The organism is Bradyrhizobium sp. T-12 (assembly GCF_058314695.1).
The window spans coordinates 5,461,692-5,487,081 of the sequence record NZ_CM177756.1 but is presented as its reverse complement, the minus strand read 5'-3'; the positions used below and the strand labels follow the sequence as shown (position 1 = coordinate 5,487,081).

Annotated in this window: 27 protein-coding genes; 19 read left to right on the top strand and 8 right to left on the bottom strand. The window is 64.4% G+C overall.

Annotated features, from left to right (window positions below):
• Position 1: 1 nt before the first annotated feature.
• Genes AC0WRY_RS26200 through aroQ form a run of 6 tightly spaced genes read left to right on the top strand, consistent with a single transcriptional unit; the run spans position 2 to position 4,389 of the window.
• Entirely contained in the window at positions 2-856 is an 855-nt protein-coding gene (locus AC0WRY_RS26200; RefSeq protein ID WP_194403671.1) for a shikimate dehydrogenase, read from the top strand.
• 52 nt (positions 857-908) lie between these two features.
• Positions 909-1,577 (top strand): amino acid ABC transporter permease, encoded by a 669-nt coding sequence (locus AC0WRY_RS26195; RefSeq protein WP_194403670.1) that lies wholly within the window; start codon positions 909-911, stop codon positions 1,575-1,577.
• Between the two features lie 10 nt (positions 1,578-1,587).
• Positions 1,588-2,244 carry an amino acid ABC transporter permease gene (locus AC0WRY_RS26190; RefSeq protein WP_194403669.1) on the top strand — a complete coding sequence of 219 codons (657 nt, stop codon included), beginning with the start codon at positions 1,588-1,590 and terminating at the stop codon, positions 2,242-2,244.
• A gap of 48 nt (positions 2,245-2,292) precedes the next feature.
• The gene (locus AC0WRY_RS26185; protein WP_194403668.1) at positions 2,293-3,120 is read left to right on the top strand and encodes a transporter substrate-binding domain-containing protein; all 828 of its coding nucleotides are present in this window, start codon (positions 2,293-2,295) and stop codon (positions 3,118-3,120) included.
• A gap of 59 nt (positions 3,121-3,179) precedes the next feature.
• The gene (locus AC0WRY_RS26180; RefSeq protein WP_194403667.1) at positions 3,180-3,926 is read left to right on the top strand and encodes an amino acid ABC transporter ATP-binding protein; all 747 of its coding nucleotides are present in this window, start codon (positions 3,180-3,182) and stop codon (positions 3,924-3,926) included.
• A gap of 13 nt (positions 3,927-3,939) precedes the next feature.
• Positions 3,940-4,389 carry a type II 3-dehydroquinate dehydratase gene (aroQ, locus tag AC0WRY_RS26175; RefSeq protein WP_194403666.1) on the top strand — a complete coding sequence of 150 codons (450 nt, stop codon included), beginning with the start codon at positions 3,940-3,942 and terminating at the stop codon, positions 4,387-4,389.
• Between the two features lie 79 nt (positions 4,390-4,468).
• On the opposite strand, the gene AC0WRY_RS26170 is transcribed toward aroQ, so the two are convergent.
• Complete coding sequence (locus AC0WRY_RS26170; protein WP_194403665.1) at positions 4,469-5,227, bottom strand: SDR family NAD(P)-dependent oxidoreductase; 759 nt, start codon at positions 5,225-5,227, stop codon at positions 4,469-4,471.
• A 164-nt stretch (positions 5,228-5,391) separates the two neighbouring features.
• Between AC0WRY_RS26170 and AC0WRY_RS26165 the strand changes: the two genes are divergently transcribed.
• The 7 genes from AC0WRY_RS26165 (at position 5,392) to AC0WRY_RS26135 (ending at position 11,783) form a co-directional block, all read left to right on the top strand.
• Entirely contained in the window at positions 5,392-6,651 is a 1,260-nt protein-coding gene (locus AC0WRY_RS26165) for an extracellular solute-binding protein (protein WP_194403664.1), read from the top strand.
• Between the two features lie 2 nt (positions 6,652-6,653).
• Complete coding sequence (locus tag AC0WRY_RS26160) at positions 6,654-7,595, top strand: carbohydrate ABC transporter permease (protein WP_194403663.1); 942 nt, start codon at positions 6,654-6,656, stop codon at positions 7,593-7,595.
• Positions 7,588-8,436: a carbohydrate ABC transporter permease gene (locus AC0WRY_RS26155; protein WP_194403662.1), complete on the top strand. Its 849-nt coding sequence runs from the start codon at positions 7,588-7,590 to the stop codon at positions 8,434-8,436. Before AC0WRY_RS26160 ends, AC0WRY_RS26155 begins: the two co-directional genes overlap by 8 nt.
• A 23-nt stretch (positions 8,437-8,459) precedes the next feature.
• Complete coding sequence (locus AC0WRY_RS26150) at positions 8,460-9,557, top strand: Gfo/Idh/MocA family protein (protein ID WP_194403661.1); 1,098 nt, start codon at positions 8,460-8,462, stop codon at positions 9,555-9,557.
• Positions 9,558-9,567: 10 nt separating this feature from the next.
• On the top strand, positions 9,568-10,212 hold the full coding sequence (locus AC0WRY_RS26145; protein ID WP_194403660.1) for a ThuA domain-containing protein: 645 nt from the start codon (positions 9,568-9,570) through the stop codon (positions 10,210-10,212).
• Positions 10,209-11,258, top strand: a complete 1,050-nt coding sequence (locus tag AC0WRY_RS26140) for a LacI family DNA-binding transcriptional regulator (protein WP_194403659.1) — start codon at positions 10,209-10,211, stop codon at positions 11,256-11,258. The genes AC0WRY_RS26145 and AC0WRY_RS26140 overlap by 4 nt, the downstream gene beginning before the upstream one ends.
• A 306-nt stretch (positions 11,259-11,564) precedes the next feature.
• Complete coding sequence (locus AC0WRY_RS26135; protein WP_194403658.1) at positions 11,565-11,783, top strand: DUF6894 family protein; 219 nt, start codon at positions 11,565-11,567, stop codon at positions 11,781-11,783.
• Between the two features lie 3 nt (positions 11,784-11,786).
• Here the strand turns inward: AC0WRY_RS26135 and mgtA are convergent, their stop codons facing one another.
• Together mgtA and AC0WRY_RS26125 are read right to left on the bottom strand one after the other, a co-directional pair.
• Complete coding sequence (mgtA, locus tag AC0WRY_RS26130; protein WP_194403657.1) at positions 11,787-14,339, bottom strand: magnesium-translocating P-type ATPase; 2,553 nt, start codon at positions 14,337-14,339, stop codon at positions 11,787-11,789.
• A gap of 157 nt (positions 14,340-14,496) precedes the next feature.
• Entirely contained in the window at positions 14,497-14,982 is a 486-nt protein-coding gene (locus AC0WRY_RS26125) for a hypothetical protein (protein WP_194403656.1), read from the bottom strand.
• A 405-nt stretch (positions 14,983-15,387) separates the two neighbouring features.
• On the opposite strand from AC0WRY_RS26125, the gene AC0WRY_RS26120 reads away from it, so the two are divergent.
• From AC0WRY_RS26120 to AC0WRY_RS26110, 3 genes are read left to right on the top strand one after another with little or no spacing between them, the layout of a single operon-like run.
• Positions 15,388-16,734: a hypothetical protein gene (locus AC0WRY_RS26120; protein ID WP_194403655.1), complete on the top strand. Its 1,347-nt coding sequence runs from the start codon at positions 15,388-15,390 to the stop codon at positions 16,732-16,734.
• 12 nt (positions 16,735-16,746) lie between these two features.
• On the top strand, positions 16,747-17,256 hold the full coding sequence (locus tag AC0WRY_RS26115; protein WP_194403654.1) for a DUF2249 domain-containing protein: 510 nt from the start codon (positions 16,747-16,749) through the stop codon (positions 17,254-17,256).
• The gene (locus tag AC0WRY_RS26110) at positions 17,253-17,576 is read left to right on the top strand and encodes a metal-sulfur cluster assembly factor (protein ID WP_194403653.1); all 324 of its coding nucleotides are present in this window, start codon (positions 17,253-17,255) and stop codon (positions 17,574-17,576) included. Before AC0WRY_RS26115 ends, AC0WRY_RS26110 begins: the two co-directional genes overlap by 4 nt.
• A gap of 22 nt (positions 17,577-17,598) precedes the next feature.
• On the opposite strand, the gene AC0WRY_RS26105 is transcribed toward AC0WRY_RS26110, so the two are convergent.
• Complete coding sequence (locus AC0WRY_RS26105) at positions 17,599-18,195, bottom strand: UbiX family flavin prenyltransferase (protein ID WP_194403652.1); 597 nt, start codon at positions 18,193-18,195, stop codon at positions 17,599-17,601.
• Positions 18,192-19,718, bottom strand: coding sequence for a UbiD family decarboxylase (locus AC0WRY_RS26100; RefSeq protein WP_194403651.1), 1,527 nt, complete (start codon positions 19,716-19,718; stop codon positions 18,192-18,194). The genes AC0WRY_RS26105 and AC0WRY_RS26100 overlap by 4 nt, the downstream gene beginning before the upstream one ends.
• Positions 19,719-19,818: 100 nt before the next feature.
• Here AC0WRY_RS26100 and ubiT point away from each other — a divergent pair, with 100 nt between their 5' ends.
• Genes ubiT through ubiV form a run of 3 tightly spaced genes read left to right on the top strand, consistent with a single transcriptional unit; the run spans position 19,819 to position 22,289 of the window.
• On the top strand, positions 19,819-20,364 hold the full coding sequence (gene ubiT, locus AC0WRY_RS26095; protein ID WP_194403650.1) for a ubiquinone anaerobic biosynthesis accessory factor UbiT: 546 nt from the start codon (positions 19,819-19,821) through the stop codon (positions 20,362-20,364).
• Positions 20,364-21,341 (top strand): ubiquinone anaerobic biosynthesis protein UbiU, encoded by a 978-nt coding sequence (gene ubiU / locus AC0WRY_RS26090; RefSeq protein ID WP_194408412.1) that lies wholly within the window; start codon positions 20,364-20,366, stop codon positions 21,339-21,341. Before ubiT ends, ubiU begins: the two co-directional genes overlap by 1 nt.
• Before the next feature lie 27 nt (positions 21,342-21,368).
• Complete coding sequence (gene ubiV, locus AC0WRY_RS26085) at positions 21,369-22,289, top strand: ubiquinone anaerobic biosynthesis protein UbiV (protein WP_194403649.1); 921 nt, start codon at positions 21,369-21,371, stop codon at positions 22,287-22,289.
• Positions 22,290-22,312: 23 nt separating this feature from the next.
• Here ubiV and AC0WRY_RS26080 read toward each other — a convergent pair whose 3' ends face one another.
• The 3 genes from AC0WRY_RS26080 to AC0WRY_RS26070 are packed head-to-tail and all read right to left on the bottom strand — an operon-like array spanning position 22,313 to position 25,386.
• Positions 22,313-22,939, bottom strand: a complete 627-nt coding sequence (locus AC0WRY_RS26080) for an FMN-dependent NADH-azoreductase (protein ID WP_194403648.1) — start codon at positions 22,937-22,939, stop codon at positions 22,313-22,315.
• 3 nt (positions 22,940-22,942) lie between these two features.
• The gene (locus AC0WRY_RS26075; protein WP_194403647.1) at positions 22,943-24,517 is read right to left on the bottom strand and encodes an isochorismatase family protein; all 1,575 of its coding nucleotides are present in this window, start codon (positions 24,515-24,517) and stop codon (positions 22,943-22,945) included.
• 20 nt (positions 24,518-24,537) lie between these two features.
• Complete coding sequence (locus tag AC0WRY_RS26070; protein WP_018318076.1) at positions 24,538-25,386, bottom strand: N-acyl homoserine lactonase family protein; 849 nt, start codon at positions 25,384-25,386, stop codon at positions 24,538-24,540.
• Positions 25,387-25,390: the final 4 nt, after the last annotated feature.

Below are 25,390 nucleotides of genomic sequence, written 5' to 3'. Positions count from 1 at the left end.
CATGTATCCGAAGTCCAACTTTCTCGTCGGCCTGATCGGCAGCGGCATCGCGGCGTCGCGCACGCCGCCCATGCATGAAGCGGCCGCTGATGCCGCTGGAATCCGGTATCTCTACAAGACGATCGACCTGACCGAGCTGAAGCTCGGCATCGAAGCCTTGCCCGAATTGCTCACGGCCGCAAAGCGCATGGGCTACGATGGTTTGAACGTAACCCATCCCTGCAAGCAGGCGATTCTCCCGCTGCTGGACGCGCTCTCGCCGGATGCAGAGGCGCTCGGCGCGGTGAATACCGTGGTCATCCGGAATAGTCGGATGACCGGCCACAACACGGACTGGTTCGGGTTTGCCGAGAATTTTCGCCGCAACATGCAAGGTGCGCCGCTCGGCCGTGTCGTCCAGTTCGGCGCGGGCGGTGCGGGCGCGGCCGTGGCCTTCGCGCTGATGAAGCTCGGCGTGCAGGAGCTGACCATCATCGACGTCGACTTTGCCAAGGCGCAGGGCGTGGTCGAGGGCTTGTCCCCCCGATTTGCAGAAGGGCGCTTGAGGGCCGGCCAGGATGTTGCAGCCGCCGTGGCCGCCGCTGACGGAATTGTCAACGCGACGCCGATCGGCATGGACAAGTATCCGGGCACACCGCTGCCGACGGCCCTGCTGCGTCCCGATCTGTGGGTCGCCGAGATCGTCTATTTCCCGCTGGAAACATCCTTGCTGCGTGCGGCGCGTGCCTTCGGCTGCCGCACCGTCGATGGCGGTGGCATGGCGATCTTCCAGGGCACCGAAGCATTTCGCCTGTTCACCGGCATCTCACCCGATCCAGACGTCTTCTTCGCGACTTTCGCGTCCCTGGGAGGGTGACACCCGGCCGATGGGTGAGCGGCACGTACAACGCCCGAGAGGAAACGTAAGGATGGGCTACACGCTCGATTTCTCGGTGGTTTGGCATGCAATGCCCGCACTGCTGTGGGGTTGCGTGGGTACGTTGAGCCTGGCGTTCGCCGGAATGACGCTGGCGATGCTAATCGGCGTCGGAGGCGTCGCGGCACGCGATTCGAAGGCGGCGTGGTTGCGTGGTCTCATGATCGGCTTCGTCGAGGTCGTGCGCAATACACCTTTCCTGGTGCAGATCTTCTTCCTGTTCTTCGCCCTGCCGCTCATTGGACTGAAGCTCAATCCGACAGCGACCGCCATTATCGCGCTCGGCATCAATGGCGGCGCCTACGCCATCGAGATCATCCGCGGCGGGGTACAGTCCATTCACAAGGGGCAGGTGGAGGCCGGTTACGCGCTCGGATTGCACAAAGGGCAGGTGTTCCGTTTCATCGTGCTCAAGCCCGCGCTTCGCGCGATCTACCCCTCGCTGACGGGCCAGTTCATCATGCTGACACTGACATCGTCGATCTGTTCGGCTGTGTCCGCCTACGAACTGACGTCGGTTGCACAGCGCATCGAGAGCGACACCTTCCGCAGCTTCGAGGTCTATTTCTCCGTCACCTTCCTCTATCTCGCGATCTCCTGGCTGCTGATGCTGGGCTTTGCGGTCGTCTCTCACCGCTTCTTCTCATATCCGACACGCTGAGGGAGCCAGCATGACACCGCATTTTGGTCTTCCCGAGTTCGGCTTCCTGCTGCGTGGGTTGCAATGGACGGTGCTGCTCACGCTGGTCGCGTTTGCGGGCGGCTGTACGGCGGGGCTCGCCGTCGCGTTGCTGCGCACCTGTGGCCACAGGGGCGTGGAATGGGGCACCCGCATCTACATCGGGATATTCCAGGGCACCCCGCTGCTGCTGCAGCTTTTCGTCGTGTATTACGGATTGGCGCTGACCGGGCTGAAGCTCGATGCGTTCGTCGCGGTGGCAATCGGTTTCACCGTGAATGCCTCGGCCTTCCTTGGCGAGATCTGGCGCGGCGCGATACAGGCCGTGCCGCGCGGCCAGACCGAAGCGGCGATGGCGCTGGGACTGCACTATTCGTCCCGCATGCGCGACATCGTGCTACCGCAGGCGATCCGCATCTCGCTGCCGGCGACCATCGGCTATCTCGTGCAGCTCATCAAGGGCACCTCGCTCGCCGCCATCGTCGGCTTCATCGAGCTCGCCCGCGCCGGTCAAATCGTGTCGAACCAGACCTTCCAGCCGTTGCTGGTCTTCGGCGTGGTCGGCGCGATGTACTTCGTCCTCTGCTGGCCACTCTCGTGGTGGGGCGGTCGGATGGAGGCCAGGCTCGCCCTGACCAGTCAAAGATAATAGCGGCGCACTTACTCTACAAATAGCCATCACCAGGAGGAGATACTCATGTTGTTTTCATCCAATCGTCGCCAGCTCAAGCTCGCGCTATTGGCATTGGCGGCTCTCGCCATCGCCGGCAAATCGCAGGCGGGGACACTGCAAGACGTGAAGAAGAAGGGCGTCGTCGTCATCGGCATTCAGGGGGATAATCCGCCCTGGGGCTATGTCGACAGCTCGGGAAAGCAGGATGGCATCGATGCCGACATGGGGCGCGCCTTCGCTGAATATCTCGGCGTCAAGGCCGAGTTCGTCCCGCTGGCGGTGGCCAATCGCATTCCGGCTCTGACCACAGGCCGCGTCGACATTCTGTTCGCAACCATGGCCATGCTGCCCGAGCGCGCGAAGGCGGTGCAATATTCCAAGCCGTATGTCGCCAATGAGATCACGCTCGTCGCCGCCCAGGCGACGCCGATCACCGGCAATGGCGACATGGGCAAGTACGTCATTGGCGTTCCGAGGTCCTCCACGCAGGACACCCAGGTGACCAACAACGCGCCGTCCGGAACCGAAATCCGCAGATTCGACGATGACGCGGCCACCATCCAGGCGCTGCTCTCCGGCCAGGTCCAGGCCGTCGGTGCGAACCTGTTCTATCCGCAGCGTCTGAACGCCGCAAAGCCCGAACTTGGTTTCGAACCCAAGCTGCACTTCACCGCTCTGTACAACGGCGCCTGCACGCGCCTGGGCGAGAAGGAGTGGAATGAGACGGCCAACAAGTTCATCGACGAGATCAAGTCGAACGGAAAACTGGCCGCCTTCTACGCCAAATGGATGAAGGTCCCGGTCCCGGTCTTTCCGGACTCCGTCCCCGGCGTTCCCTTCACCGTCCAATAGCCATTGCGAGCGGCCGACGCGCGATCCGCGTTGGCCGCCGCCCGAGAGCGGAGGCCGGCATGCAAGACCAGAACCTGATCGAAATGAAGGGCGTGCAGAAGTGGTACGGCGGGTACCAGGCTTTACGCGACGTTGATCTCACCGTGCGCAAGGGCCAAAAGATCGTGCTCTGTGGTCCGTCCGGCTCGGGAAAGTCGACGCTGATCCGCTGCATCAACCGCCTCGAGCCGATCCAGCAGGGCAGCATCGTGGTGAACGGTCATCGGCTGGACGACAGCATCAGGGCCATCGATGTCGTACGCCAGGACGTCGGCATGGTCTTTCAGAGCTTCAATCTTTTCCCGCATATGACGGTCTTGCAGAACTGCACGCTCGCGCCCATTCGCGCGCGCCGCATCAGCAAGACGGAGGCCGAAGCAACCGCGCGAAAATACCTCGAGCGCGTCCGTATCGGTGACCAGGCCGAGAAATATCCGGCTCAGCTTTCCGGCGGCCAGCAACAGCGTGTCGCGATTGCGCGTGCGCTCTGCATGCAACCGAAAGTAATGTTGTTTGACGAGCCGACCTCGGCTCTCGATCCCGAAATGGTCAAGGAGGTGCTCGACACGATGATCGGCCTCGCCAACGACGGCATGACCATGATTTGCGTCACCCACGAGATGGGCTTTGCCCGCCAGGTTGCCGACCGTGTGATCTTCATGGCTGAAGGTCAGATCATCGAAGAAGACGCGCCTGACGCTTTCTTCCACAATCCACAGCATGCCCGCACCAGGCAGTTTCTTGGCGAAATCCTCGCCCATCACTGAACGGAGTTGTTGTATGAGTCGTCTCGTCTACGTCCTGAACGGGCCAAATCTCAATCTGCTCGGCAAGCGTCAGCCCCACATCTATGGTCACGAGACGCTTGCGGACGTGGAGCGGGATTGCCGGGCGCTGGCCAGGGAGCTTGGCCTGGAAATTCGCTTTCATCAATCCAACAGGGAATACGAGCTGATCGACTGGATTCACGAGGCGCGCGAGACGGCTGCCGGCATCGTGATGAATCCTGCGGCTTTCACCCATACGTCGGTCGCCATCCTGGATGCCCTGAACACGTTCGAGGGGACCGTGATCGAGGTGCACATTTCCAACGTGCACAAGCGCGAGGAATTCCGCCATCATTCGTTCGTCTCCAAACGGGCTGATGGGGTCATCGCAGGCTTCGGCACCCAGGGTTATCTGCTCGGCTTGCGTCGTGTGGCCAGGCTGCTTGACGAGAACAAGGAATAGCATCGGCGCCGGCGGCACGAGAGTTGGCGGTTTCGCTGAAAGTCGACAGCTTTTGTGCGCCCACCATTCTCAAAGCATCTCACACCCAGCCGCCATCGACGATGTAGTGCTGGGCAGTGCAGGCGGAAGCTTCGTCCGAGGCGAGGAAGACGGTGACCTTCGCGACCTCGTCCGGCACCAGCCGGCGCTTCAGGCACTGCCGCTGCTGCAGCTCGATCTCGCCCGCCGGTGTCATCCATTTCTCGAGCTGCCGCTCGGTCATGATCCAGCCCGGCGCGATCGCGTTGACGCGGATATTGTAGGGGCCGTAATCGCGGGCCAGCGAGCGCGTCAATCCGATCACGCCTGATTTGCTGGCGGTGTAGGCGGCCATGCCGCCCTGGCCTGCAATCCACGATACCGAGCCGAAATTGACGATGGCGCCGCCATTGGCGGCCTTCATGTCCGGCAGCACGGCTTGCGACGCGAAGAACTGGTGCTTCAGGTTCACCGCGATGCGGTCGTCCCAATATTCGGGCGTCATCTCCTCGGTCTTGTGCCGTTCATCATGCGCGGCGTTGTTGATCAGGATGTTGATCGCGCCGTGCGCCTTGCGTGCCTCCACGACGCCGGCGCGCAGCGCGGGGATGTCGGTGAGGTCGACATGTTGGAAATGCGCCGACAGTCCCTGATCGGACAGCTCGCGCGCCAGGTGCTGGCCCTCGTCGATCTTGATGTCGAAGAACACGACCTTGGATTTCTGCTCCGCGAAGCGCCGCACGATCGCAGCGCCAATGCCCGCCGCACCTCCGGTGACGAGCACGACCTTGCCGGCGAGGTCGGAATAGATGGCGGCCAAGGGCACCTCCCAGTCATTTGCGGGTGGCGCGGTGGGCCGTCCCGACTCTTGACCAGACCTTAGCCAGTCCGCCCGTGAGGTGCATAGGTCAGAATTTTAGTTGCGTACCTCAAAAATTGAAGGCAGGATTGCAGTCAAAGAATAAGATCGGCTGGGAGGATGTGATGAGACTGCTCGGGAAGCTGGGACTCGCCGCTGCCGCATGCCTGCTTGGCGCCCAAATCGCTGCAGCCGATACGACCGTCAAATGGCTCCACATCGAAGCCAACCCCGTCCAGGTGAAGCTCTGGGAGGAAGTTGCGCGCGCCTATGAAGCGTCGCATCCCGGCGTGAAGGTCGAGATGCAGTTCCTCGAGAACGAGGCCTACAAGGCCAAGCTGCCGACCATCCTGCAATCCAAGGACCGGCCGAACATCATCTACAGCTGGGCCGGCGGTGTGCTGAAGACGCAGATCGAGGCCGGCGTGCTCGATGACATCACCGACCAAGTGAAGGGCTATAGCGACAGCCTCACCTCGGCTGCACTCGCTGCGTTCACGAGCAATGGCCGCGTTTATGGCCTGCCCACCGCGTTGTCGCAGGTCGGCTTCCTCTGCAACAAGGAGCTGATGGCCAAGGCCAAGGTCGATCCCGCCGCCATCAAGAGCTGGGACGATCTGCTCGCCGCGGTGAAGACACTCAAGGCGGCCGGCGTCACGCCGATCGTGGTCGGCGGCGCGGACAAATGGCCGCTGCATTTCTACTGGACCCATCTTGCGGTGCGCATCGGCGGCAAGCCGGCATTCGATGCGGCGTTGAAGGGCGAGAACGGCGGCTTCGCCGGCGAGACCTTCCAGAAATCGGGCGAGCTGTTCAAGCAGCTGGTCGATCTCCAGCCGTTCCAGAACGGCTTCCTCGGCTTCAAGAACCCACAGGCCGTCGGCTATTTCGGCGACGGCAAGGCGGCGATGACCCTGGCGATTTCCACCGTCTATCATCTGCAGCGCGCGCTCGCCGCCGACAAGACGGGTCTGTCCGAAGACAAGATCTGCTGGTTCGATTTTCCGGTCGTATCGGGCGGCAAGGGTGCGCCGACGGATACGCTTGGCGGCATCACCGGCTGGCTGATCACCAAGGGCTCGCCGAAGGAGGCGGTCGATTTCCTGAAATACTTCGTCTCGAAGGACGTGCAGACGCGGCTTGCGGCGGGCAACTTCATCATCCCGGTGGTGCAGGGCGCGGACGCCGGCCTCAACAATTCCTTCATGAAGCTGATCGCGGCCAATCTCGCGAAGTCGAACTACCACCAGAACTTCTATGACCAGAGTCTCGGCCCCTCGGTCGGCCGCGTCGTCAACGACGTCACCGCGGAGATCGCCGGTGGCAGCATGAGCCCGCAGGACGCCGCGAAAGCGATCGAAGCGGCATGGAAGCAGGGTAACTGACGGTGGAACGACGCATCGCAAGCGTGCCGGCGATGGGCGTTGCGAAGCCGTCGTTCTCGCCGCTTGCGGTCCGCGGCCCGAGCTGGGACGGCCGCTTCACGGTCCTCATCCTGTTCCTGCCGCCGGCGCTGCTGCTGTTCACGCTGTTCGTGGTCTTGCCGATCGGCGAGGCCGCCTGGTACTCGGCGTTCAACTGGAACGGGTTCGGCAAACCCACCAACTGGATCGGCCTGGACAATTACCGTTTCGTGCTGGAGACGCGCGCCTTCTGGCTCGCGCTGCGCAACAATGGGCTGATCATCGCGGTCTCGCTCGCGATCCAGCTGCCGCTCGCGCTGACGCTGGCCCTGATGCTCGCGGAACGCTTTCGCGGAGCCGTGGCGCTGCGCATGCTGTTCTTCATGCCCTATATCCTCGCCGAGATCGCGACCGGGCTGATCTTCTCCTTCGTCTATGACGGCGACTACGGCCTCGTCGCCTCGATCTGGCGCAGCTTCGGCGCCGAGCCGCCGCATCTGCTCGCCTCGACCGACACCGCGATGCTGGCGGTGCTGATCGTGATCGTGTGGAAATATTTCGGCTTCCACATGATGTTGTTCATCGCGGCACTCCAAGGCCTCGACAAGAGCCTGGTCGAGGCGGCCCGGATCGACGGCGCAACGCGAACGCAGGCGCTGCGCCATGTCGTCATCCCCCTGCTTTATCCGACGATCCGGCTCTCCGTGTTCTTCGCGATCGTCGGCTCATTGCAGCTGTTCGATCTCGTGATGCCGCTGACGCGCGGAGGACCGGCGGATTCCTCCAACACGATGGTCAGCTTCCTCTACAACAACGGCATTTCGCGGATGCGGGTCGGCTACGGCAGCGCCATCGGCGTCATCCTGTTCGTGATTTGCGTGACCTTTGCCTTCACCTACAAGCGATGGTTCATGCGCGATGAGTAGGGCCGAGACCACCCGCGCGCCGTTCGATCCGGCCGTGCTGTTCAAGGCGGCGTTCCTCGCCGTTGTTGCCGTCTTCGTGCTGGTGCCGTTGCTCGCGACCCTGCTCGGCGGCTTCAAATCGCTCGGCGAGTTGCGCGTCAATCCGTTCGGCTGGCCGACGCACTGGGAATGGCAGAACTATGCCGACATCCTGTTCTCGGCCCGCTACTGGCAGCTGCTGCGCAACTCGCTGATCATCTCGACCCTCACCGTGACCTTGACCTTGATCGTCGCCTCGATGGCGGCGTTCACCTTCGCCCACGTGAGATTCTTCGGCAGCTCGATGCTGCTGAGCTATTTGACGCTGGGCCTGCTGTTTCCGGCCGCAACGGCCGTGCTGCCGCTGTTCATCAAGGTACGCGATCTCGGATTGCTCGATACCTATTTCGGCGTCGCGCTGCCGCAGGTCGCCTTCAGCCTTGCCATGAGCGTGCTGCTGCTGCGGCGCTTCTTCAGGGATATTCCCTATGAGCTGCTCGAGGCCGCGCTGGTCGACGGCTGCAGCTACATCAAATTCTTCCGCTACGTGACATTGCCGTTGTCGCGGCCGATCCTGGCGACCGTCGGCACCATCACCTTCGTCAACAGCTGGAACGCCTATCTGCTGCCACTGGTGATGCTCAACACCGACGCGCTCTACCCCTGGCCGCTCGGCATCATGATTTACCAGGGCGAGTATTCGTCCGAATGGCACCTGATCCTGGCCTTCATCACGCTCACCATCCTGCCGACGATCATTCTGTTCCTGCTGGCACAGAAGCACATCGTCGCCGGCCTCACGGCAGGCGCCGTCAAGGGATGAGCGGGGACTTCACGGAGAGCACAATGAGAAAAGTCGGCGTCGGAATCATCGGCTGCGGTGTGATCAGCACCGCCTACCTCAAGGCAGCGCAGCGCTTCCCGGTCATGGAGGTGAGGGCGCTCGCCGACATGCGCAGCGACGTGGCGGAGCGGCAGGGCGCGGCCTTCGGGCTGCCGGCGATGCGGGTCGATCAGCTGCTCAAGCGCGACGACGTCGAGATCGTCGTCAATCTCACCGTGCCGCTGGCCCACACCGATGTCAGCTTGGCTGTGCTGAACGCCGGCAAGCACGTTCATTCCGAGAAGCCGCTTGGTATCAACGTCGCGGAGGCCCGCAAGGTGATGGATCTTGCCGCGCAGAAAAGCCTTCGCGTCGGCTGCGCGCCCGACACGTTCCTCGGCGGCGGGCACCAGACTGCGCGCAAGCTGATCGACGACGGCGCGATCGGCACCCCGGTCGCCGGCAGCGCCTTCTTCGGATGTCCCGGCCATGAGCGCTGGCATCCGGCGCCCGGCTTCTACTACTTGCGCGGCGGCGGGCCGATGTTCGACATGGGCCCGTATTACATCACCGATCTCGTGCAGCTCCTGGGGCCGGTCGCGAGCGTGATGGGCTCGACCGCGCGCCCGCGATCGGAGCGTCTGGTCACGAGCCAGCCGATGAACGGCACCTTGATCCCGGTCGAGGTGTCGACCCACGTCGCGGGCACGCTCGAATTCGAAAGCGGGGCGGTGGTCTCGATCACCATGAGCTTCGACGTGCCGAAGCACCGGCACGCGCCGATCGACATCTATGGCGACAAGGGCAGCATGCTGGTGCCGGACCCGAACCGCTTCGGCGGCGAGGTGCAGGTTGCGAAGACCGGCGGCGAATTCGAGACGGTGCCGCTGACGCACGGCCATGTCGAGGGCGAGTTCCGCTCCATCGGCGTCGCCGACATGGCCTCCGCGATCCTGAACAACCGCCCGCATCGCGCCAGCGGCGCGCTGGCTTTCCACGTGCTGGAGGTGATGGAGGCGTTCCAGACCTCCGCCGACGAAGGGCGGCGTGTCAAGATCGAGAGCCGCGTCGAGCGGCCGGCGATGCTGCCGGCCGGACGTGAAACCGGACAGATCGACTGAGGAAATGACCATGCGCAAGGCATTGATTGTGTGGGGCGGTTGGCCAGGACACGATCCCGATTTGTGCGCCTCGATGATCCGCGGCTGGCTGAAGGCGGAGGGTTTCGAGGTCCGGATCGAGACCACGACAGAGGCATTCGGCGATCCCGCGATCCATGATCTGTCGCTCATCATCCCGATCTACACGATGTCGAAGATCGAGAAGGCGGACGCGCTCAATCTCTGTGCGGCGGTGCGTGGCGGCGTCGGGCTTGCCGGTCACCATGGCGGCATGTGCGATGCGTTCCGCGATTCCGTGGACTACCAGTTCCTGTGCGGCGGACAGTGGGTGGCGCATCCCGGCAACATCATCGACTACAAGGTCGACTTGACGAAGCCGGACGACCCCATCATGAAGGGCCTGAAGAGTTTCGAGCATCGTTCCGAGCAATATTACATGCATGTTGACCCCGCCAACGAGGTCCTGGCGACGACCACCTTCACCGGCGAGCACGCGCCCTGGATCGACGGCGTGGTGATGCCGGTGGTCTGGAAGAAGCGTTACGGTGCGGGCAGGGTGTTCTATTCCTCGCTCGGCCACCGTGCTTACGAGCTCGACGTGCCCGAGATCCGGACGTTGATGACGCGCGGCATGCTGTGGGCGGCGCGCGAATGACGGCTAGCGCGATGCAGCCAGCCGTTCGCGCCACGCTGGAGGACGTCGCGCGTGCGGCGGGCGTTTCGCTTGCGACCGTCGATCGCGTCGTCAACCGGCGCGAGGGCGTCCGCGCCAAGACCGTTGCGCGTGTCGAGGCCGCCGTCGCCAAGCTCGGCTACCGCGCGGACGTAGCGGCCGCCCGGCTGGCGCGCGGGCAGAGTTTTCGCTTCGCCTTCGTGCTGCCGACCGGCAGCAACAGCTTCATGACTAATCTGACCGAGCAGGTCCAGCGCACAGCGGAGTGGCTCGCCGGCCAACGCGGCTTCATCGATATCCTTCATGTCGACGTGTTCGATCCGGATGTGCTGGCAGGCGCGCTCGAAGACCTGTCGCCGGCCTATCAGGGCGTCGCCGTCATCGCGCTGGACCATCCCAGGGTGCGCGCCGCCATCGACGAGCTCACCGCGCGCGGGGTCGCCGTGGTCACGCTGGTGTCGGACGCGCCGAGTTCGCGCCGCCTGCATTATGTCGGTATCGACAACCCGGCTGCGGGGCGGACTGCTGCAACGCTGATGGGACGTTTCTTGGCCGGGCGCGAGGGCACGGTCGCCGTGATCGCGGGATCGTTGTCGCTGCGCGATCATACCGAGCGGCAGTTCGGCTTCCACCAGATCCTGTCCAGCGAATATCCAAGCCTGGTCGCGCTCCCGGTCATCGAAGGCCGCGACGACAGCGAGCGGACGCGGGAGCTCACTGCCGCGCTGCTCGCGCACCATGCCGACCTTCGCGGCATCTACTGCTGTGGCGCCGGAAACCGCGGCATCGCCGACGCGCTCGAGGCCTCCGGCCGCGCACGCGAGGTGGTCTGGATCACTCACGAGCTCACTCAGCACACGCGGCGATTCCTGGTCCGCGGCACGCTCGATGCCATCATCAACCAGGATCCTGGGCACGAGGCACGGTCTGCGGCGCGCATCCTGCTCGCGCACTGTTCGGGCGAGCCCATCAGCCCCGACCAGGAACGCATCCGCATCGACATTTTCCTGAGGGACAATCTGCCGTAACGTCGCGCATCGCGGGCACTCCGGTACGCTGACTGTTGAATGTTACCGCGGCGGCGGTGGAGGGGAAAAACCTTCTCCGCCAGATGGACATGCGACAGCGGGAAGTCGCTGCCATGATACCGCGTAGGACGGGCTTGAAGCGGGGCCCTTGCTGAAAGTTCCCGCTTTTGATCCGGCTCAAGATTTTGACCCGGCTGGTTCATTAGAATGCGGTTCCCAGGGGGTGCCACGTTGCATTCCGCCTCGGCAGCTTCGCCTCTGGGATGATAACGTCAACCGAGCCGCGTGAAACGCGGGAATGAGTTCATGCCCACATACTATTTCGATATGAAGGATGGGGTCCCTGTTCGCGACAGGTCCGGATTGGAGCTTGTGAGCGATGGCGCCGCCATCGTGCACAGCAAGAGCCTGGCCGACAAGGTGCGCAGGAATAAGCCCAAAGGCCACCCCGACCTCCGGATCGTCGTCATCGATGAGAGCGGTCGGGAAGTCCACCGTGAGCAGATCTATCCGGACGCGACCTGACTTTTATCTCAGGTGTTGTGGAACTGCGATTGCCAGCCGTTTGGCGATGTTCGCCGAGATCAGATAGGCCATGGCAATGGCGATGATCGTCGCCATTAGTCCTGTGGAAAGCCCGGTAAAGCCGAATGCGCCTCCCCACGGGCCAAGCGCAAGCGCCACGCCGGCAAGCAGGGCGCCGAGAGATGTCGCGATCAGGATGTTGTGCGGGCGGTTCGCGCGCCACGGCAGTTTGCGAGACCGGATCACGAAGATCACCAGGATCTGGGTCGTGATCGATTCCAGGAACCATCCGGTTTGAAACATCGGCGCATCCGCATCGAACAGCTTGAGGAGAACGGCGAAGGTGATCGCGTCGAACAGGGACGACACCATTCCCATGATGATGGTGAAGCGGAGGATGCTTGCCATGTCCCAGGATTCGGGCCCGGCAACGTCTTCAGGGTCGACGTCATCGAAGGGGATGCCGATTTCGGAGAGATCGTAGATCAGATTGTTCAAGAGGATCTGCAGCGGCAGCAACGGCAGGAAGGGAAGGATGATCGAGGCGAGCGCCATCGACAGCATGTTGCCGAAATTCGAGCTCGTTCCCATCCGGACATATTTCAGGATGTTGGCAAACGTCCTGCGCCCTTCGCGCACGCCGGCCGCGAGCACGGAAAGGTCGGGCGCCAGCAAGATCATGTCGGCGGCCGCGCGGGCGACCTCGGTCGCGCCCGTGACGGATATGCCGACATGGGCGGCGTGAAGCGCGGGGGCGTCATTGACGCCGTCCCCCATGAAACCGACGACGTGATTGCGGTGCCGGAGCGCGGCGATGATCCGCCGTTTCTGATCGGGGTCGATCCGGGCAAAAAGGTCGATGTCATCGACCCGGGCAACCAGCGCGGCATCGGTGAGCTCGGAGATCTCGGCGCCGGTCATGATCCGGTCCGCTCTGAGGCCAACCGATCGCGCGACGTGCGCGACCACGGCGCCATGGTCACCCGAAATGATCTTGATGGTCACGCCGAGCAAGCTGAGCGCATCGATTGCCGTGGCTGCATCCTGCTTCGGCGGGTCGGCGAAGGCACAAAAGCCGATCAGGGTCAGATGGGTCTCGTCGCCGACGGCAATGGTCTGCTGGCCGGCCGGAATGGATTTGATGGCGACGGCAAGGAGCCGGAAGCCGTCGCCGGCATAACGCGCCTGGATGTCGGCCATCTTCTGTTGCCAGGCGGCGTCGAGCGGATGAGCCAGACCATCGATTTCCACGGCAACGCAGCGCGACAGGATGGATTCCGGCGCCCCTTTGGCGATCAGCGTCTGTTCGCCGTTGCGTCCGACCAGAACGGACAGGCAGCGCCGCTCGAAGTCGAACGGGACTTCCGAAAGCCGAACCCAGCCGTCGCGATCATCGCGGCTCGCGGACAGGATCGCGTCATCGAGCGGGCTTCTCACGCCGGCCTGGAACGTGCTGTTCAGGCGGGCGAGGCTCAGAACGCGGTCGCTGGATCGCCCCTGCGGCTCGATATGCGCCGCCAGGGTGATCCTGGCTTCCGTGAGCGTGCCGGTCTTGTCGACACAAAGCGTGTCCATCGCCCCCAGATCGTGGATCGCGGACAACCGCTTGACGATGACCTTTCGCTTCGCCATGCGCAGCGCGCCGCGGGCGAGGGTCACCGTCATCACCATCGGCAGCAGTTCGGGCGTCAAGCCGACGGCGAGCGCGACGGCGAAGAGGAAGGACTCCATTGCGTTACGTTGCGCGACGAGATGAGCCATCAGCACGAAGAGAGTGAGGAAGAGTGTCAGCCGAAGGATCAGAAGTCCGAGCCTGCGGACCCCTTGCTCGAGAGCCGTGGGTGGTGCGTTGGCGGCCATTGCCGAGGCGATCGCGCCAAAGCGCGTCCGGCCTCCCGTCGTCACGACCAACATCTTGCCGCTTCCGCCGACGGTACTGGTTCCCGCGAACAGGGCGTTCGTGGCGTCCGCCGGCAATGAAGCAGAGCAGGCGCCGTCCGTCTTGAACGCCGGGAACGGCTCGCCTGTCATCAGGGCTTCATTGACCTGCAGATCCTGCGCCTCGAGAACGATGCCGTCGGCCGGTATCAAATCGCCGATACGGAGCTTCACGACATCCCCCGGGACGAGAGCCGTCACCGAAATCGTGGCATCCTTGCCGTCCCTGACAACGTCAGCCTGGATGGCCACCGATTCCCGCAACGTCTCGGCCGTGAGCTCGGCGCGATGCTCCTGGACGATATCGAGCGTGATGGACAGGGACAGCACGGTTGCGATGATGGCAAAGCTGCCGATATCGCCGCTCAGCCCGGATACGAGCGCCGCCGCCAGCAGCATGGCAACCAGCGGATTCCAGAGACGCTGGCCGAGCTTGCGCAGGGCCGACCGGCCTTGGGAGGCGTCGACGCGGTTTGCGCCGACGATCGCCAGCCGTCGGTCGGCTTCGATGCGTGACAGGCCGTCCGGGCCGGAGCCGAGCGCGCGATAGAGCTCGTCCTTCGGCATTTGCCAGAACGTTGCAGCCAAGGGCTTGGCCGGGCTAAATCGTTCGATCATGGATGGGCTCGGCGGTCGCTGACATTTGGGCGAAACCAGGGTACGGGGCTGCTCGATTTCCGGATTGATGCAACGCAATCCAGCCCCCGGCCGGCATGCTCACGCCGTCACGAGGCAGACACCAAGAGCAACGATCATCGCGAGCGGGCTGGCCGCATCAATGCTTGCGGCTGTTTCCCGACGGCGGAAATATCTGATTGGCGGGCGGTTGCCCGCCGGTCGGAACGGCGATGGCAATGAAGCCGCGGCCCATCGAGCCGTGACAAGCATTACAGCCGTCGGTCAGCACGCGCATGGAAGCGGCGAACTTGCGATCGTCGCCCGCCGCGATCGCGTCGGCGATCGACAGCAGCGGCTCCTTCATCGTGGTCACGTTGCTGACGGGCACCGCCGGGTAGAAAATGGCTGCTTCGGCCAAGCTATTCGTCAGCTGCCGCAACTCATACGCGGCCAGGTCCCAGTTCTTCGCCTTGCCTGCATACCACAGCTTGAGATGCTCAAGCTGCGCCATGCTCATGACCTCGACGAGGCGAGGCGCTTCTTGTTTCGCGCTCGCGGAGGGCGGAAAGTCGGATTGAGCAATCGCGGATGTGATCGCGCCAACTGAAATCGCGAGAACCGCGCACCAATTCTTCAGCGTCATCCGACCATTCCCTGCTGACTTGAACGTCTTGAATATCAGCGCGGCGGGCAGCGCTCTTGCGCTGAATCAATCCTTCCGCGCTGCCCGGGGTATCGCGCCCTGGGTTTGTCGCGAAAGGGCGCCAGTGCCCACGGCGTCATGACCGGGCTTGTCCCGGGCGTCCACGCCTTGCCACGCAGCACAAAGAACGTGGGTGCCCGGGCCCTCGCCGCGCCGAAGCGGCTTCGGCCGCGCAGGCGGGACAAGCCCGGGCATGACAACTTCTGCTGAATGTTCAAATGCGATTTCCCATTGTCGTGAATGGCATCGCAGTTTGCGCCTCGACAAAGTGGCCGCGACTGCAGCCGCTTACCGTTCTCGAGTGCCGACACTGGGATTTCGTGCGCGGACGATGGGAAGCAATTCGTGATCGGAACCAGCCTTTGTAAATGGGTCATCAGTTACTTCGCGGTCGCGATCGCATGGCTGCTGCTTGCAGAGGCGCTGATCGTCATCGGATTCGGTTTTCCGAACCACGACATCGGCGGCCCGGATACGCTCGTCGTCGTTCACATGGTCAGCATCGGCTGGTTGAGCACCGTCCTGTGTGGCGCGCTGTTCCAATTCGTGCCGGTGCTGGTCGCAAGGCCGCTCTATGCGGAGCGCTGGACGCTGCCGGCTCTCGCGCTGTTGACGCTGGGGCTGACGGTCCTGCTCGCAGGCTTTCTGGCTCTGGGCGGGCGCTTCAACGGGCCGCCCTGGCTGCTCCCCGTTGGCGCGGGCCTGCTGATCGCAGGTTTCGCTCTGGTCGTTGCCAATCTCGGCATGACGCTGTGGTCGGCCCGACCCTTGCCCGGACCGGCGCGGTTCGTCGCGGGTGGGCTTGCCTGCATCTGTGTCACGGCGACATTCGGCGGCCTGTTCTCGCTGGTGCTGTCCGGAACCGCCATCGGCGCGCAATGGCCGGACCTGCTGGTGTCCGGCGTTCCGATCCACGCGATTGCGGGGCTTGGCGGATGGCTAACATTCACGGCCATGGGCGTCAGCTATCGCCTGCTTGCGATGTTCATGCTCGCGCCCGACGGCGATGCGCGGCTCGGCCGGCTGGCCTGGCTTGCCGGCATCGCCGCGCTGGCTGTCGGACTTGTCGGCGGCGTGCTTGCGCTCTGGCGCATGACCGGGCTGAATTTGGCGCTTCTGCTTGCAGGAGCGGCGGCGCTGCTGTCGCTGGCCGCCTACGGTCGCGACGTGCTCAGCCTGTACAGGACCCGCAAACGTCGTGCGCTCGAGCTCAACACGGGCATGAGCCTTGTTGCGCTGGCGAGTCTCGCCGCCGCCGCAATGCTGGGCGCCACGCTTCTTGCGACCGGCGCCTTCTCATCCCATGTCGGAGCGCTGGTCTTTCTCGTCGCGTTCGGCTGGCTCACCGGCCTCGTGCTCGCCAATCTCTACAAGATCGTGCCGTTCCTGACCTGGCTCGAGACCTACGGCCCGGTGATGGGCAGAGTGCCGACGCCGCGCGTCCAGGATCTCGTTGCCGAGCGCCGCGCGTTGAAATGGTTTGTGCTGTTCTTTGCCGGAAGCTGGGCGGCGACGTTGATGCTCCTGTTCGACACGGCACTCGGCTTCCGCATCGCCGTCGCGGTGGTGATGCTTGCGACGCTCGGCCTGAGCGAGGAGTTCATCAGGGCCCGGCGGCTTGCGGACGTGGCGGAGCCGCTGCGCCTGCCGACGGGAGCCGCCATGCCTCATCTTCTGGTCTCACGGAACTGAAAGGAGATTGCCATGACCGCATTCGTCGACGTCGATGTCCGGCCGATCTTGCGCGCAGGCGGCGAGCCATTCTCGATCATCATGGCCGCGCTCGAACGGCTCGAACCCGGAGAGGGGCTGCGGCTCTATGCTCCCTTCAAGCCGGTTCCTCTGTTCGACGTCATGGCGAGCAAGGGCTTTGCTCATCGCGAGGCCGAGCTGGAAGGCGGCGAATGGGAGATCCGCTTCATGCCGGACGATGGCTCGGTCGGAATCGCTGAACCGGCCTCCGCTGCCGCGAGCGACGACGATTGGCCGGAGCCGGCGGTTCATCTCGACAACCGCGACCTCGATCCGCCGGAGCCGATGGTGCGCATTCTGGCTGCCCTGGAGCAACTCGCGCCGGGCCAGACGCTCCACGCCCTGCTCAGTCGCGAACCGGTCTTCCTGTTTCGGGAGCTGGAGAAGCGCGGCCATCAATGGCGCGGCGGCTTCACGCCGCAAAAGGATTTCTATCAACTGACGGTGAGGGTGCAGGCATGACCTTCAATGATGAGGATCTCGTCGCCAGGATAAAGCAGGCGCTGAAGGTCGTGATCGATCCGGAGCTCGGGCACAACATCGTCGACCTCGGCTTCATCTATGATGTCCAGGTCGACGACGGCGCCGCGCACATCACCATGACGGCGACGACACGCGGCTGTCCCGCCGCGTCCTTTCTCAAGGACGGGGTCGCGAGCAGCGCACGCCTCGTTCCGGGTGTGGACTCGGTCGATGTCACCATGACGTTCGAGCCGCCCTGGCAACCCTCGATGATCTCGCCGGGCGTCAGGTCGTCGCTCGGCTTTGCCGAGGTGAATTGAGCTGGCGAGGCGACTGCGCCGGCTACTCGCCTTTGGAGCCGGGGCCGGACCAGATCTTTGCGGGTGCGCGCAGCTTCGCGAGGTCGAGCAGGTTGATCGCCCGTGCGGCGATCTGGTCGATCACCTCGTCCAGCGACTGTGGTTTTAGATAGAAGGCCGGCATCGGCGGGGCAATGATCGCGCCGATCTCGGTCGCCTGCAGCATGCTGCGCAAATGGCCGAGATGCAGCGGGCTCTCGCGGACCAGCAACACCAGCCGGCGCCGTTCCTTGAGCTGCACGTCGGCCGCGCGGGTCAGGAGGTTGTCGAGCTGCCCCCAGGCGATCGCCGAGAGCGTACGGATCGAGCACGGCGCCACGATCATGCCCGCGATTGGATAAGAGCCGCTGGCGATCGCGGCGCCGATGTCCGAATGAGAATGGTCGCGGAAGGCGAGCGCGCGCAGCCGCGCCAGCGCATCGCTGCCCACTTCTTCGTTCAAGGTTCGCTCGGCCGCGGGCGAGACCACGAGATGCACCGCATAATCCGGATTGTCGGCCAGCAATTCGACGATGCGCATGCCGATCGCGGCGCCCGAGGCGCCGCTGATGCCGACGATGATGCCTTGCCGCACGCTCATGAGAGGGCCGGGGCGCGCGCCGTGGTGGACAGGCCGAGTGTAGCCCACATCGCATCGACGCGCGCGACCACGGTAGGATCCATGGCCAGCGGAACGCCCCATTCGCGATCCGTCTCCGGTGGGATCTTGGTGGTGGCGTCGATGCCGAGCTTGCCGCCGAGCCCCGATTTCGGCGAGGCAAAGTCGAGATAGTCGATCGGCGTGTCGGTGAGGGTCACGAGGTCGCGCGAGGCATCGCTGCGCGTCGAGACGGCCCACATTACGGCCTGCCAATCGCGGACGTCGATATCGTCGTCGACCACGATCAGGAGCTTTGTGTAGCTGAACTGCGGCAGCATCGACCACAGGCCCAGCATCAGCCGCCGCGCTTGTCCGGGATAGCGCTTCTTGATCGCCGCGACCGCGATCCGGTAGGAGCAGGCCTCCGGCGGCAGCCAGCAATCGGTCACCTCAGGGAATTGCTGACGGATCAGCGGAACGAACAGGCGATTGAGCGCCTCGCCGATCCGTGACGGCTCGTCCGGCGGCCGGCCCGTGAAGGTCGAGAGGTAGACGGGCTGCCGACGGGTGGTGATCGCCGTCACGCGCATCACAGGGAATTCCTCGACGGAATTATAGTACCCGGTGTGATCGCCATACGGACCCTCGGGCGCGGTTTCGGTCGCGGAGACGAAGCCCTCGATGACGATCTCGGCTTCGGCCGGGATCGCGAGCGGGACGGTGAGGCATGGCGCGAGGTCGGGCCGCTCGCCACGCAAGATGCCGGCGAAGCGCAGCTCCGACATCGTCTCGGGAAGCGGCAGCACCGCCGCCAGGATGGTGGCGGGATCGGCTCCGATGACGATCGCGACCGGCATGTCGCGCCCGATCGCCTTCCATTGCTGGTGATGCCGGGCGCCGCCGCGATGCGCGAGCCAGCGGATGATGGCGCGGTCGCGGCCGAGCACCTGCATGCGGTAGACGCCGACATTCTCCTCCTGGTCGGCCGTCGCGGATTCCGGCGGCACGGTGATCACGAGCGGCCAGGTGATCAGCGGCGCCGGCTCGCCGGGCCAGCAGATCTGGACCGGCAATCGCGCGAGATCGATGTCGGGCCCCATCGTGACGCAATCCTGCACCGGCGCGCCTGCGCGCGTGCGCGGACGCGTCGCCAGCGCGGCGCGGGCGAGCGGAAGCTTGTCGAAGACATCCCTGATGCTGTTCGGCGGCCGCGGGGTGCGGAGCTCGGCCATCAGCGCGCCAAGCTCTTCGAGACGGTCGGGCGCGATTCCCATGCCCCATGCGATCCGCTCGACCGTCCCGAACAGATTGGTGAGGAGCGGCATCTCCGAGGGGCGGCCATCGGCCCTGACCGGCTGCTCGAACAATAATGCCGGTCCGTGTGCCCCAAGCACACGCCGGTGGATTTCCGTGATCTCGTGGACGACGGAGACCTTCTCGCGAATGCGTCGCAACTGCCCCCGGCTTTCGATGAAGCGCAGGAAGTCGGACAAGTCGCGAAAGCGCGGCACATCACGTTGCAACTGGACAAGCTCCCAAAAAATCACAGCTAGCCGTGTTGTTTTCGGTCTTCATTGTTCCCGCTCAAATACAGCGGCGTGCAATCCGTCCAGATGTGGGGCCATGAATGATCCGTCCGCCGCATCGCCCGGCCAATTGCCGACGATTCCGCCGCTCGTCGCAATTGCCATGCGCCCGCTACCTCTGCTGCCGTTGCAGCTCGTTCTCGGCGGCGTCCTGCAGCGGATCCACCGGCGCAATCCTGCAATGTTCGACCGGCTCGGCGATCACGCGCGCGCGCGGTTCGGGATCAAGCCGATCGATCTGCCCTTTGCCTTCGTGGTCGAGGCGAGGCCGCCGCGCCTGTCCGTCGTGCGCGAGCTGCCGAAAGGCCTGAACGCGCGGATCTCCGCCTCGCTCGCCAATCTCCTGGCCTTGCTCGAAGGCAAGGTCGATGGCGATGCCCTGATGTTCTCGCGCGAGCTCGTCGTCGAGGGCGATGTCGAGGCGGTGCTGGCGTTGCGCAATGCGATCGACGACGCCCAGCTCGATCTCGCTACGGAAGTGTCCTCGTTGTTTGGTCCGCTGGGCGCGCCGGCGAGGCGCGCTTTCGCGACCGCCCGTGGCCGCGTGATCGGCTCATCCGGCCAAGGCGAGACATCGAGATGATGGAACTGATCTGTCCCGCCGGAACGCCGGCCGCGCTGAAGAGCGCCATCGATGCCGGCGCCGACGCGATCTATTGCGGCTTCGCCGACGAGACGAATGCGCGCAACTTTCCGGGATTGAATTTCAGCCGCGACGAGATGCGCAAGAGCATCGCGCTGGCGCATGGTCGCGGCGCGCGGGTCCTGGTGGCCATCAACACCTTCCCGCGCGCTTCCGCCGTCGACATCTGGCATCGCGCGGTGGACGATGCGGTGAGCGCCGGAGCCGACGCGCTGATCCTCGCCGACATCGGCTTGATGGATTACACCGCGCGTCGCCATCCGAACCAGCGTCTGCACGTCTCGGTTCAGGCCGCCGCCGCGAACCCGGATGCCATCGCCTTCTACGCCGAAAATTTCGGGGCGCGGCGCGTCGTGCTGCCGCGTGTCCTGAGCGTGCCCGAGATTGCCGAGATCACCCGCGAGTCTGCCTGCGAGACCGAGGTCTTCGTGTTCGGCGGGCTCTGCGTGATGGCGGAGGGGCGCTGCTCGCTGTCGTCCTATGCGACCGGAAAGTCGCCGAACATGCAGGGCGTCTGCTCGCCGCCGAGCCATGTGACCTACGAACAGACTGCGGACGGGACGAAGTCGAGCTTGGGCGGCTTCACCATCAACCGGTTCGCCGTGAGCGAGCCCGCGGGCTATCCGACGCTGTGCAAGGGCCGCTTCTCGACCGCGCAGGGCGCCGGTTACATCTTTGAGGATCCCGTCAGCCTGGACGCCACGACCTTGCTTCGGGGTTTGCGCGATGCCGGCGTCACCGCGCTCAAGATCGAGGGCCGTCAGCGCGGCCGCGCCTATGTCGAAAGCGTGGTGCGCCATTTCCGTCACGCGCTCGCGGCGCTGGAAAGCGGGAGCGAGGCCGACATCGCAAGCCTGAAGCCGTTCACCGAAGGGCAGGCCTCCACGCTCGGCGCCTATCGCAAGACCTGGCGCTAATCGTTTCGACTATGTGAGGTCCGGAAGATGCAACTCAGCCTCGGTCCAGTTCTGTACAATTGGGCGCCTGAACGCTGGCGCGACTTCTATTTCCGTATCGCCGACGAAGCGCCTGTCGATGTCGTCTCAGTCGGCGAGATCGTCTGCTCGAAGCGATCGCCGTTCTTTGCAGACCACATCCCGGCCGTGGTCGAACGGCTGCAAAGCGCTGGCAAAGAGGTGCTGCTCGGCTCGCTGATCCTGGTCTCGCTGCGGCGCGAGCGCCGCCAGACCGAAGAGCTCGCTTCGGCCGAAGGCGCACTGGTCGAGGTGAATGATCTGACCTGTCTCAGGGCGCTGGCGGGCCGGGCGCACGCCATCGGGCCCTTCGTCAACATCTACAACGAAGCCAGCGCGGCCTTTCACGCCGCGCACGGGGCCAGGCGCATCTGCCTGCCGCCGGAATTGCCGCTGGCTTCGATCGCGGCGATCGCGAAGGCCGTCCCTGATGTCACGACGGAGGTGTTCGCGTTCGGCAGGGTGCCGCTCGCCATCTCCGCGCGCTGCTATCACGCGCGCCTCCACAAGCTCGCCAAGGACAATTGTCGCTTCGTCTGCGAGAAGGATCCGGATGGTCTGCTGCTGAACACGCTGGAGCAGCAGGATTTCCTCACCGTCAACGGCGTGCAGACCCTGTCTCACAGCTGCGCCAATCTGCTGGGCGAGGCCGGCCTCCTGCGCGAGAGCAACGTTCGCTCGTTGCGCCTGTCGCCGCAGGATTGCGACATGGTCGAGATCGCCAGGACCTTTCGCGACGTGCTCGACGGCCGCGACGATGTCGATGGCGGCAATCGCCGCCTTGCGGCGGCCTATCCCGGTGTGCCGTTCTCGAATGGGTTCCTGTGGGCCGAGCCAGGACACCTCTATCGTCAAGCCCGATCAGGCGGTGCTCAGGGCTCGGCGGCGTAAGAGGACAGAGCGATGCCGGTGCATCAGAAGCTCGTGGCCATTGCGGCCAGACGTCGGTGCGCTCTGTCCCGCGCAGCCTCGATCGGCTGCTGCGGTCCGGTGGTTGGCCCGATCGCCACGAAACGGACATTGTCGATGCCGATGAAGCGCAGGATGTCCCGCAAATAGGGCGTTGCCATGTCGATGCGGCCGCGATTCATGCCGGTGGCGAAGTCGCTGCCGCTGGCGAGAATCACCAGCGTCGGCCGGTCCTTCAGCAACGGGAGATAGCCCTGCGATGGGTCGAAGCGAAAGGTCAGCCCGGGCTGGACTACGATGTCGAACCATTGCTTGAGCTTGTAGGGGATGCCGAAATTCCACATCGGCGTCGAGATCAGCACGCGATCGGCGAGCGCGAAGCGGGTCGCCATTCGCTCGGCCTCGGCAAAGCTGTCACGCTCCGCGTCGTTGAAGGCCTGTCCGTTCATCCGTGCATATTTGGCCTCGACGATGGGACCTGCGAATTCCGGCATCCGCTCCCGCCAGAGGTCGACGACATCGATGTCCCAGTCCGGCCGGGCCTGACGGAAGCCGTCAAGGAAGACGCGCGCGCCGGCGCTCGAGATGGAGTCGGCGCGGGGCGAGCAGGACAGATGCAGGAGCTTGGCCACGGATCATCCCAACGCCCGGATGACGGCATCCGCCCGGGTGACGATGGCGACGTTCTGCATGGCGAAGTTGATCGAGGCGGCGTGCCAGTCCGCATTCATGGTCGAGCAGCAATCCTCCGGCACGATCATGAAGTAGCCTTTGTCGGCCCCGGTGCGGGCGGTGTGCTCCACCGACATGTTGGTCCAGGCGCCGGTGTTGATGATCATGTCGCGCCCGGTGGCCTTCAGGATCGTCTCCAGCCGCGTGCCCTCCCACGCGCTCATGCGCATCTTCTCGACGACGAAGTCGCCGGGCCGCGGCTCGAGACCGGAGACGGGCGCAGCACCCCAGCTTCCGCGCACCATCGCCTTGCTGTCGACCAGCCCTTCGAACAGCGGCGCATTCAGCGTCACGCCGGGCGCGCCTGGCTCGACGACGAACCAGACATGGATGATGGCGACACCTCGCGCGCGAGCCGTCTCCGCAAGGCGGCGGACATTCTCGACGACATGCTGCTGCTTGGCGTGGCCGGGCGCGCCTGATTCGGCGAAGGCGCCTCCGTCCATGATGACGTCGTTCTGCAGGTCCTGGATGATCATGGCGCAGCGCTGGGGATCGAGCCGCATCTCGCCGTCGGCGAGGATGGGCGCCTGCGGCGCGGCGCTTGCGGTCGCGCCGCCGCCGCTTCGCCGCCCGCTCATATAGGGCTCGTGCCGCGGGCCGACCTTGGTCGGGATCGCATAGACCGAATGGGTCGAGGTCAGGTACAGCGTGCGGAAATCCGGCCCGCCCCAGGCGAGGTTGGCGACCAACTCGGCCACGCGCACCTTGCCGAGCAGCTCGCCGCGCGGCGAATAGACCCAGACGCCTCCGGGCGCGGTGACCCAGACATTGCCATGCTGGTCGCACTTCATGCCGTCCGGCAGGCCCGGCTCCAGCTCGGACTTGATGCCGCTTGCGAACACCCGGACATTCGAGAGCGAGCCGTCGGCACTGACGTCGAAGACGCGGATCAGCGCCTGCACGGTGTCGTTGACATAGAGCAGCTTCTCGTCGGGCGAGAAGCACAGCCCGTTCGGCTGGTCGAACAGGTTTCGCTCGACGACGAGCTTCGGCTCGCTGCCGGGGACGACGCGATAGACGCCCTGGAAGCCGAGCTGGCGCGGCCGCTCGACACCATAGACCGGCATCCGGCCGTACCAGGGGTCCGAGAAATAGATCGCGCCGGACGAGTGCACGCAGACGTCGTTCGGACTGTTCAGCTCCTGCCCCCCAAAATGCGACGCCAGCACTTCGCGCCGCCCGTCCGGCCGTTCGCGGATCAGCGATGATGTCGCGTGCTCGCAGACGATGAGGTTGAGCTCGGCATCGTAGGTCATGCCGTTGCATTTGTTCGAGGGGCGCTTGACCTCGGCGACGCCGCGCCGCGCATCCCAGCGCCGGCGCACGTCGCCGGGCATGTCCGAAAATAGCAAATAGTGATCGACCGGATGCCAGATCGGCCCTTCCGTGAAGTCGAAACCCGTGCCGACCTGCGCGACCGGGGCATAGGGGTCGATCAGCGCCTCGAATTCGCTTCGCAAGGTGACGTGGGTCATCGGTCGATCCTCGAGTCGCGTTACGCCGGGAACCAGTTGCGTGCCGGCAGCGATTGCACGATCGGGCCGGGGACCTGGTCGTGCAGGCGTCCGACGACGTTGCCGCCTTCGATCTTGGCGGGACGGTCGTGCACCGGCAGCAGATAGCGCGAATTGCTCAGCAGCTTCTTGATCGAGGCCTTCTCCGCACGCTTGCTGGTGCCGTGATTGCCCGTCGTGCGCGGCTCCCAATCGTGGATCTCGTTGAACGGCGTCACGATCTGGTCATTGAAGTCGTAGATCACGTCGCCGCAGATGGTGGCGATGCCATCGGCGGTCTCGACGATGACGTTCATCGAGCCCTCCGTATGCGCGTTGGCGGCGTCGCAATAGACGCCGGGCATCAGCTCGATCGGGCCGGTGATCTCGAGGTCGAGGAAGCGCAGCGCGCTCTTGGTGTGCAGCCGATCGATCAAATGCTTGATGTCGGGCGCCGGATATTGCGGATGCATCAGGCCGGACACCGAATATTCGAGCTCCTTGCGGTTGAGCACCACGGTCGTGTTCATCGGAAACAGATCGTCCTTGCCGGCATGGTCGATGTGCAGATGGGTATGGCAGACGAAGCGGACGTCGCCCATGCGCACGCCGTGGCGCGCGAGCTGGTTCTCGATCATGTTCTCGTGGTACTGCAGCCCGCGCATGCCCAGCGTCTCCATGATCTGGTTGGAGCGGTAGCCGGTGTCGACCACGACGGGATATTTCCCGCCAAGGATCAAAAAGCCGAGGGTGAGGACGCGGCGGGTGCGGCCGCAGTCGCGGCCGAGCACCAGAAAGCTCGATTCCAGCTCGATATCGCCGTAGTCCAGGATCTTGATCTCCAGCGCCATTCGT

Coding starts and splice junctions, on each gene's coding strand:
- AC0WRY_RS26200 (WP_194403671.1), top strand. CDS start 2: ATGTATCCGAAGTCCAACTTTCTCGTCGGCCTGATCGGCAGCGGCATC.
- AC0WRY_RS26195 (WP_194403670.1), top strand. CDS start 909: ATGGGCTACACGCTCGATTTCTCGGTGGTTTGGCATGCAATGCCCGCA.
- AC0WRY_RS26190 (WP_194403669.1), top strand. CDS start 1,588: ATGACACCGCATTTTGGTCTTCCCGAGTTCGGCTTCCTGCTGCGTGGG.
- AC0WRY_RS26185 (WP_194403668.1), top strand. CDS start 2,293: ATGTTGTTTTCATCCAATCGTCGCCAGCTCAAGCTCGCGCTATTGGCA.
- AC0WRY_RS26180 (WP_194403667.1), top strand. CDS start 3,180: ATGCAAGACCAGAACCTGATCGAAATGAAGGGCGTGCAGAAGTGGTAC.
- aroQ (WP_194403666.1), top strand. CDS start 3,940: ATGAGTCGTCTCGTCTACGTCCTGAACGGGCCAAATCTCAATCTGCTC.
- AC0WRY_RS26165 (WP_194403664.1), top strand. CDS start 5,392: ATGAGACTGCTCGGGAAGCTGGGACTCGCCGCTGCCGCATGCCTGCTT.
- AC0WRY_RS26155 (WP_194403662.1), top strand. CDS start 7,588: ATGAGTAGGGCCGAGACCACCCGCGCGCCGTTCGATCCGGCCGTGCTG.
- AC0WRY_RS26150 (WP_194403661.1), top strand. CDS start 8,460: ATGAGAAAAGTCGGCGTCGGAATCATCGGCTGCGGTGTGATCAGCACC.
- AC0WRY_RS26145 (WP_194403660.1), top strand. CDS start 9,568: ATGCGCAAGGCATTGATTGTGTGGGGCGGTTGGCCAGGACACGATCCC.
- AC0WRY_RS26140 (WP_194403659.1), top strand. CDS start 10,209: ATGACGGCTAGCGCGATGCAGCCAGCCGTTCGCGCCACGCTGGAGGAC.
- AC0WRY_RS26135 (WP_194403658.1), top strand. CDS start 11,565: ATGCCCACATACTATTTCGATATGAAGGATGGGGTCCCTGTTCGCGAC.
- mgtA (WP_194403657.1), bottom strand. CDS start 14,339: ATGATCGAACGATTTAGCCCGGCCAAGCCCTTGGCTGCAACGTTCTGG.
- AC0WRY_RS26125 (WP_194403656.1), bottom strand. CDS start 14,982: ATGACGCTGAAGAATTGGTGCGCGGTTCTCGCGATTTCAGTTGGCGCG.
- AC0WRY_RS26115 (WP_194403654.1), top strand. CDS start 16,747: ATGACCGCATTCGTCGACGTCGATGTCCGGCCGATCTTGCGCGCAGGC.
- AC0WRY_RS26110 (WP_194403653.1), top strand. CDS start 17,253: ATGACCTTCAATGATGAGGATCTCGTCGCCAGGATAAAGCAGGCGCTG.
- AC0WRY_RS26105 (WP_194403652.1), bottom strand. CDS start 18,195: ATGAGCGTGCGGCAAGGCATCATCGTCGGCATCAGCGGCGCCTCGGGC.
- ubiT (WP_194403650.1), top strand. CDS start 19,819: ATGAATGATCCGTCCGCCGCATCGCCCGGCCAATTGCCGACGATTCCG.
- ubiU (WP_194408412.1), top strand. CDS start 20,364: ATGGAACTGATCTGTCCCGCCGGAACGCCGGCCGCGCTGAAGAGCGCC.
- ubiV (WP_194403649.1), top strand. CDS start 21,369: ATGCAACTCAGCCTCGGTCCAGTTCTGTACAATTGGGCGCCTGAACGC.
- AC0WRY_RS26075 (WP_194403647.1), bottom strand. CDS start 24,517: ATGACCCACGTCACCTTGCGAAGCGAATTCGAGGCGCTGATCGACCCC.
- AC0WRY_RS26070 (WP_018318076.1), bottom strand. CDS start 25,386: ATGGCGCTGGAGATCAAGATCCTGGACTACGGCGATATCGAGCTGGAA.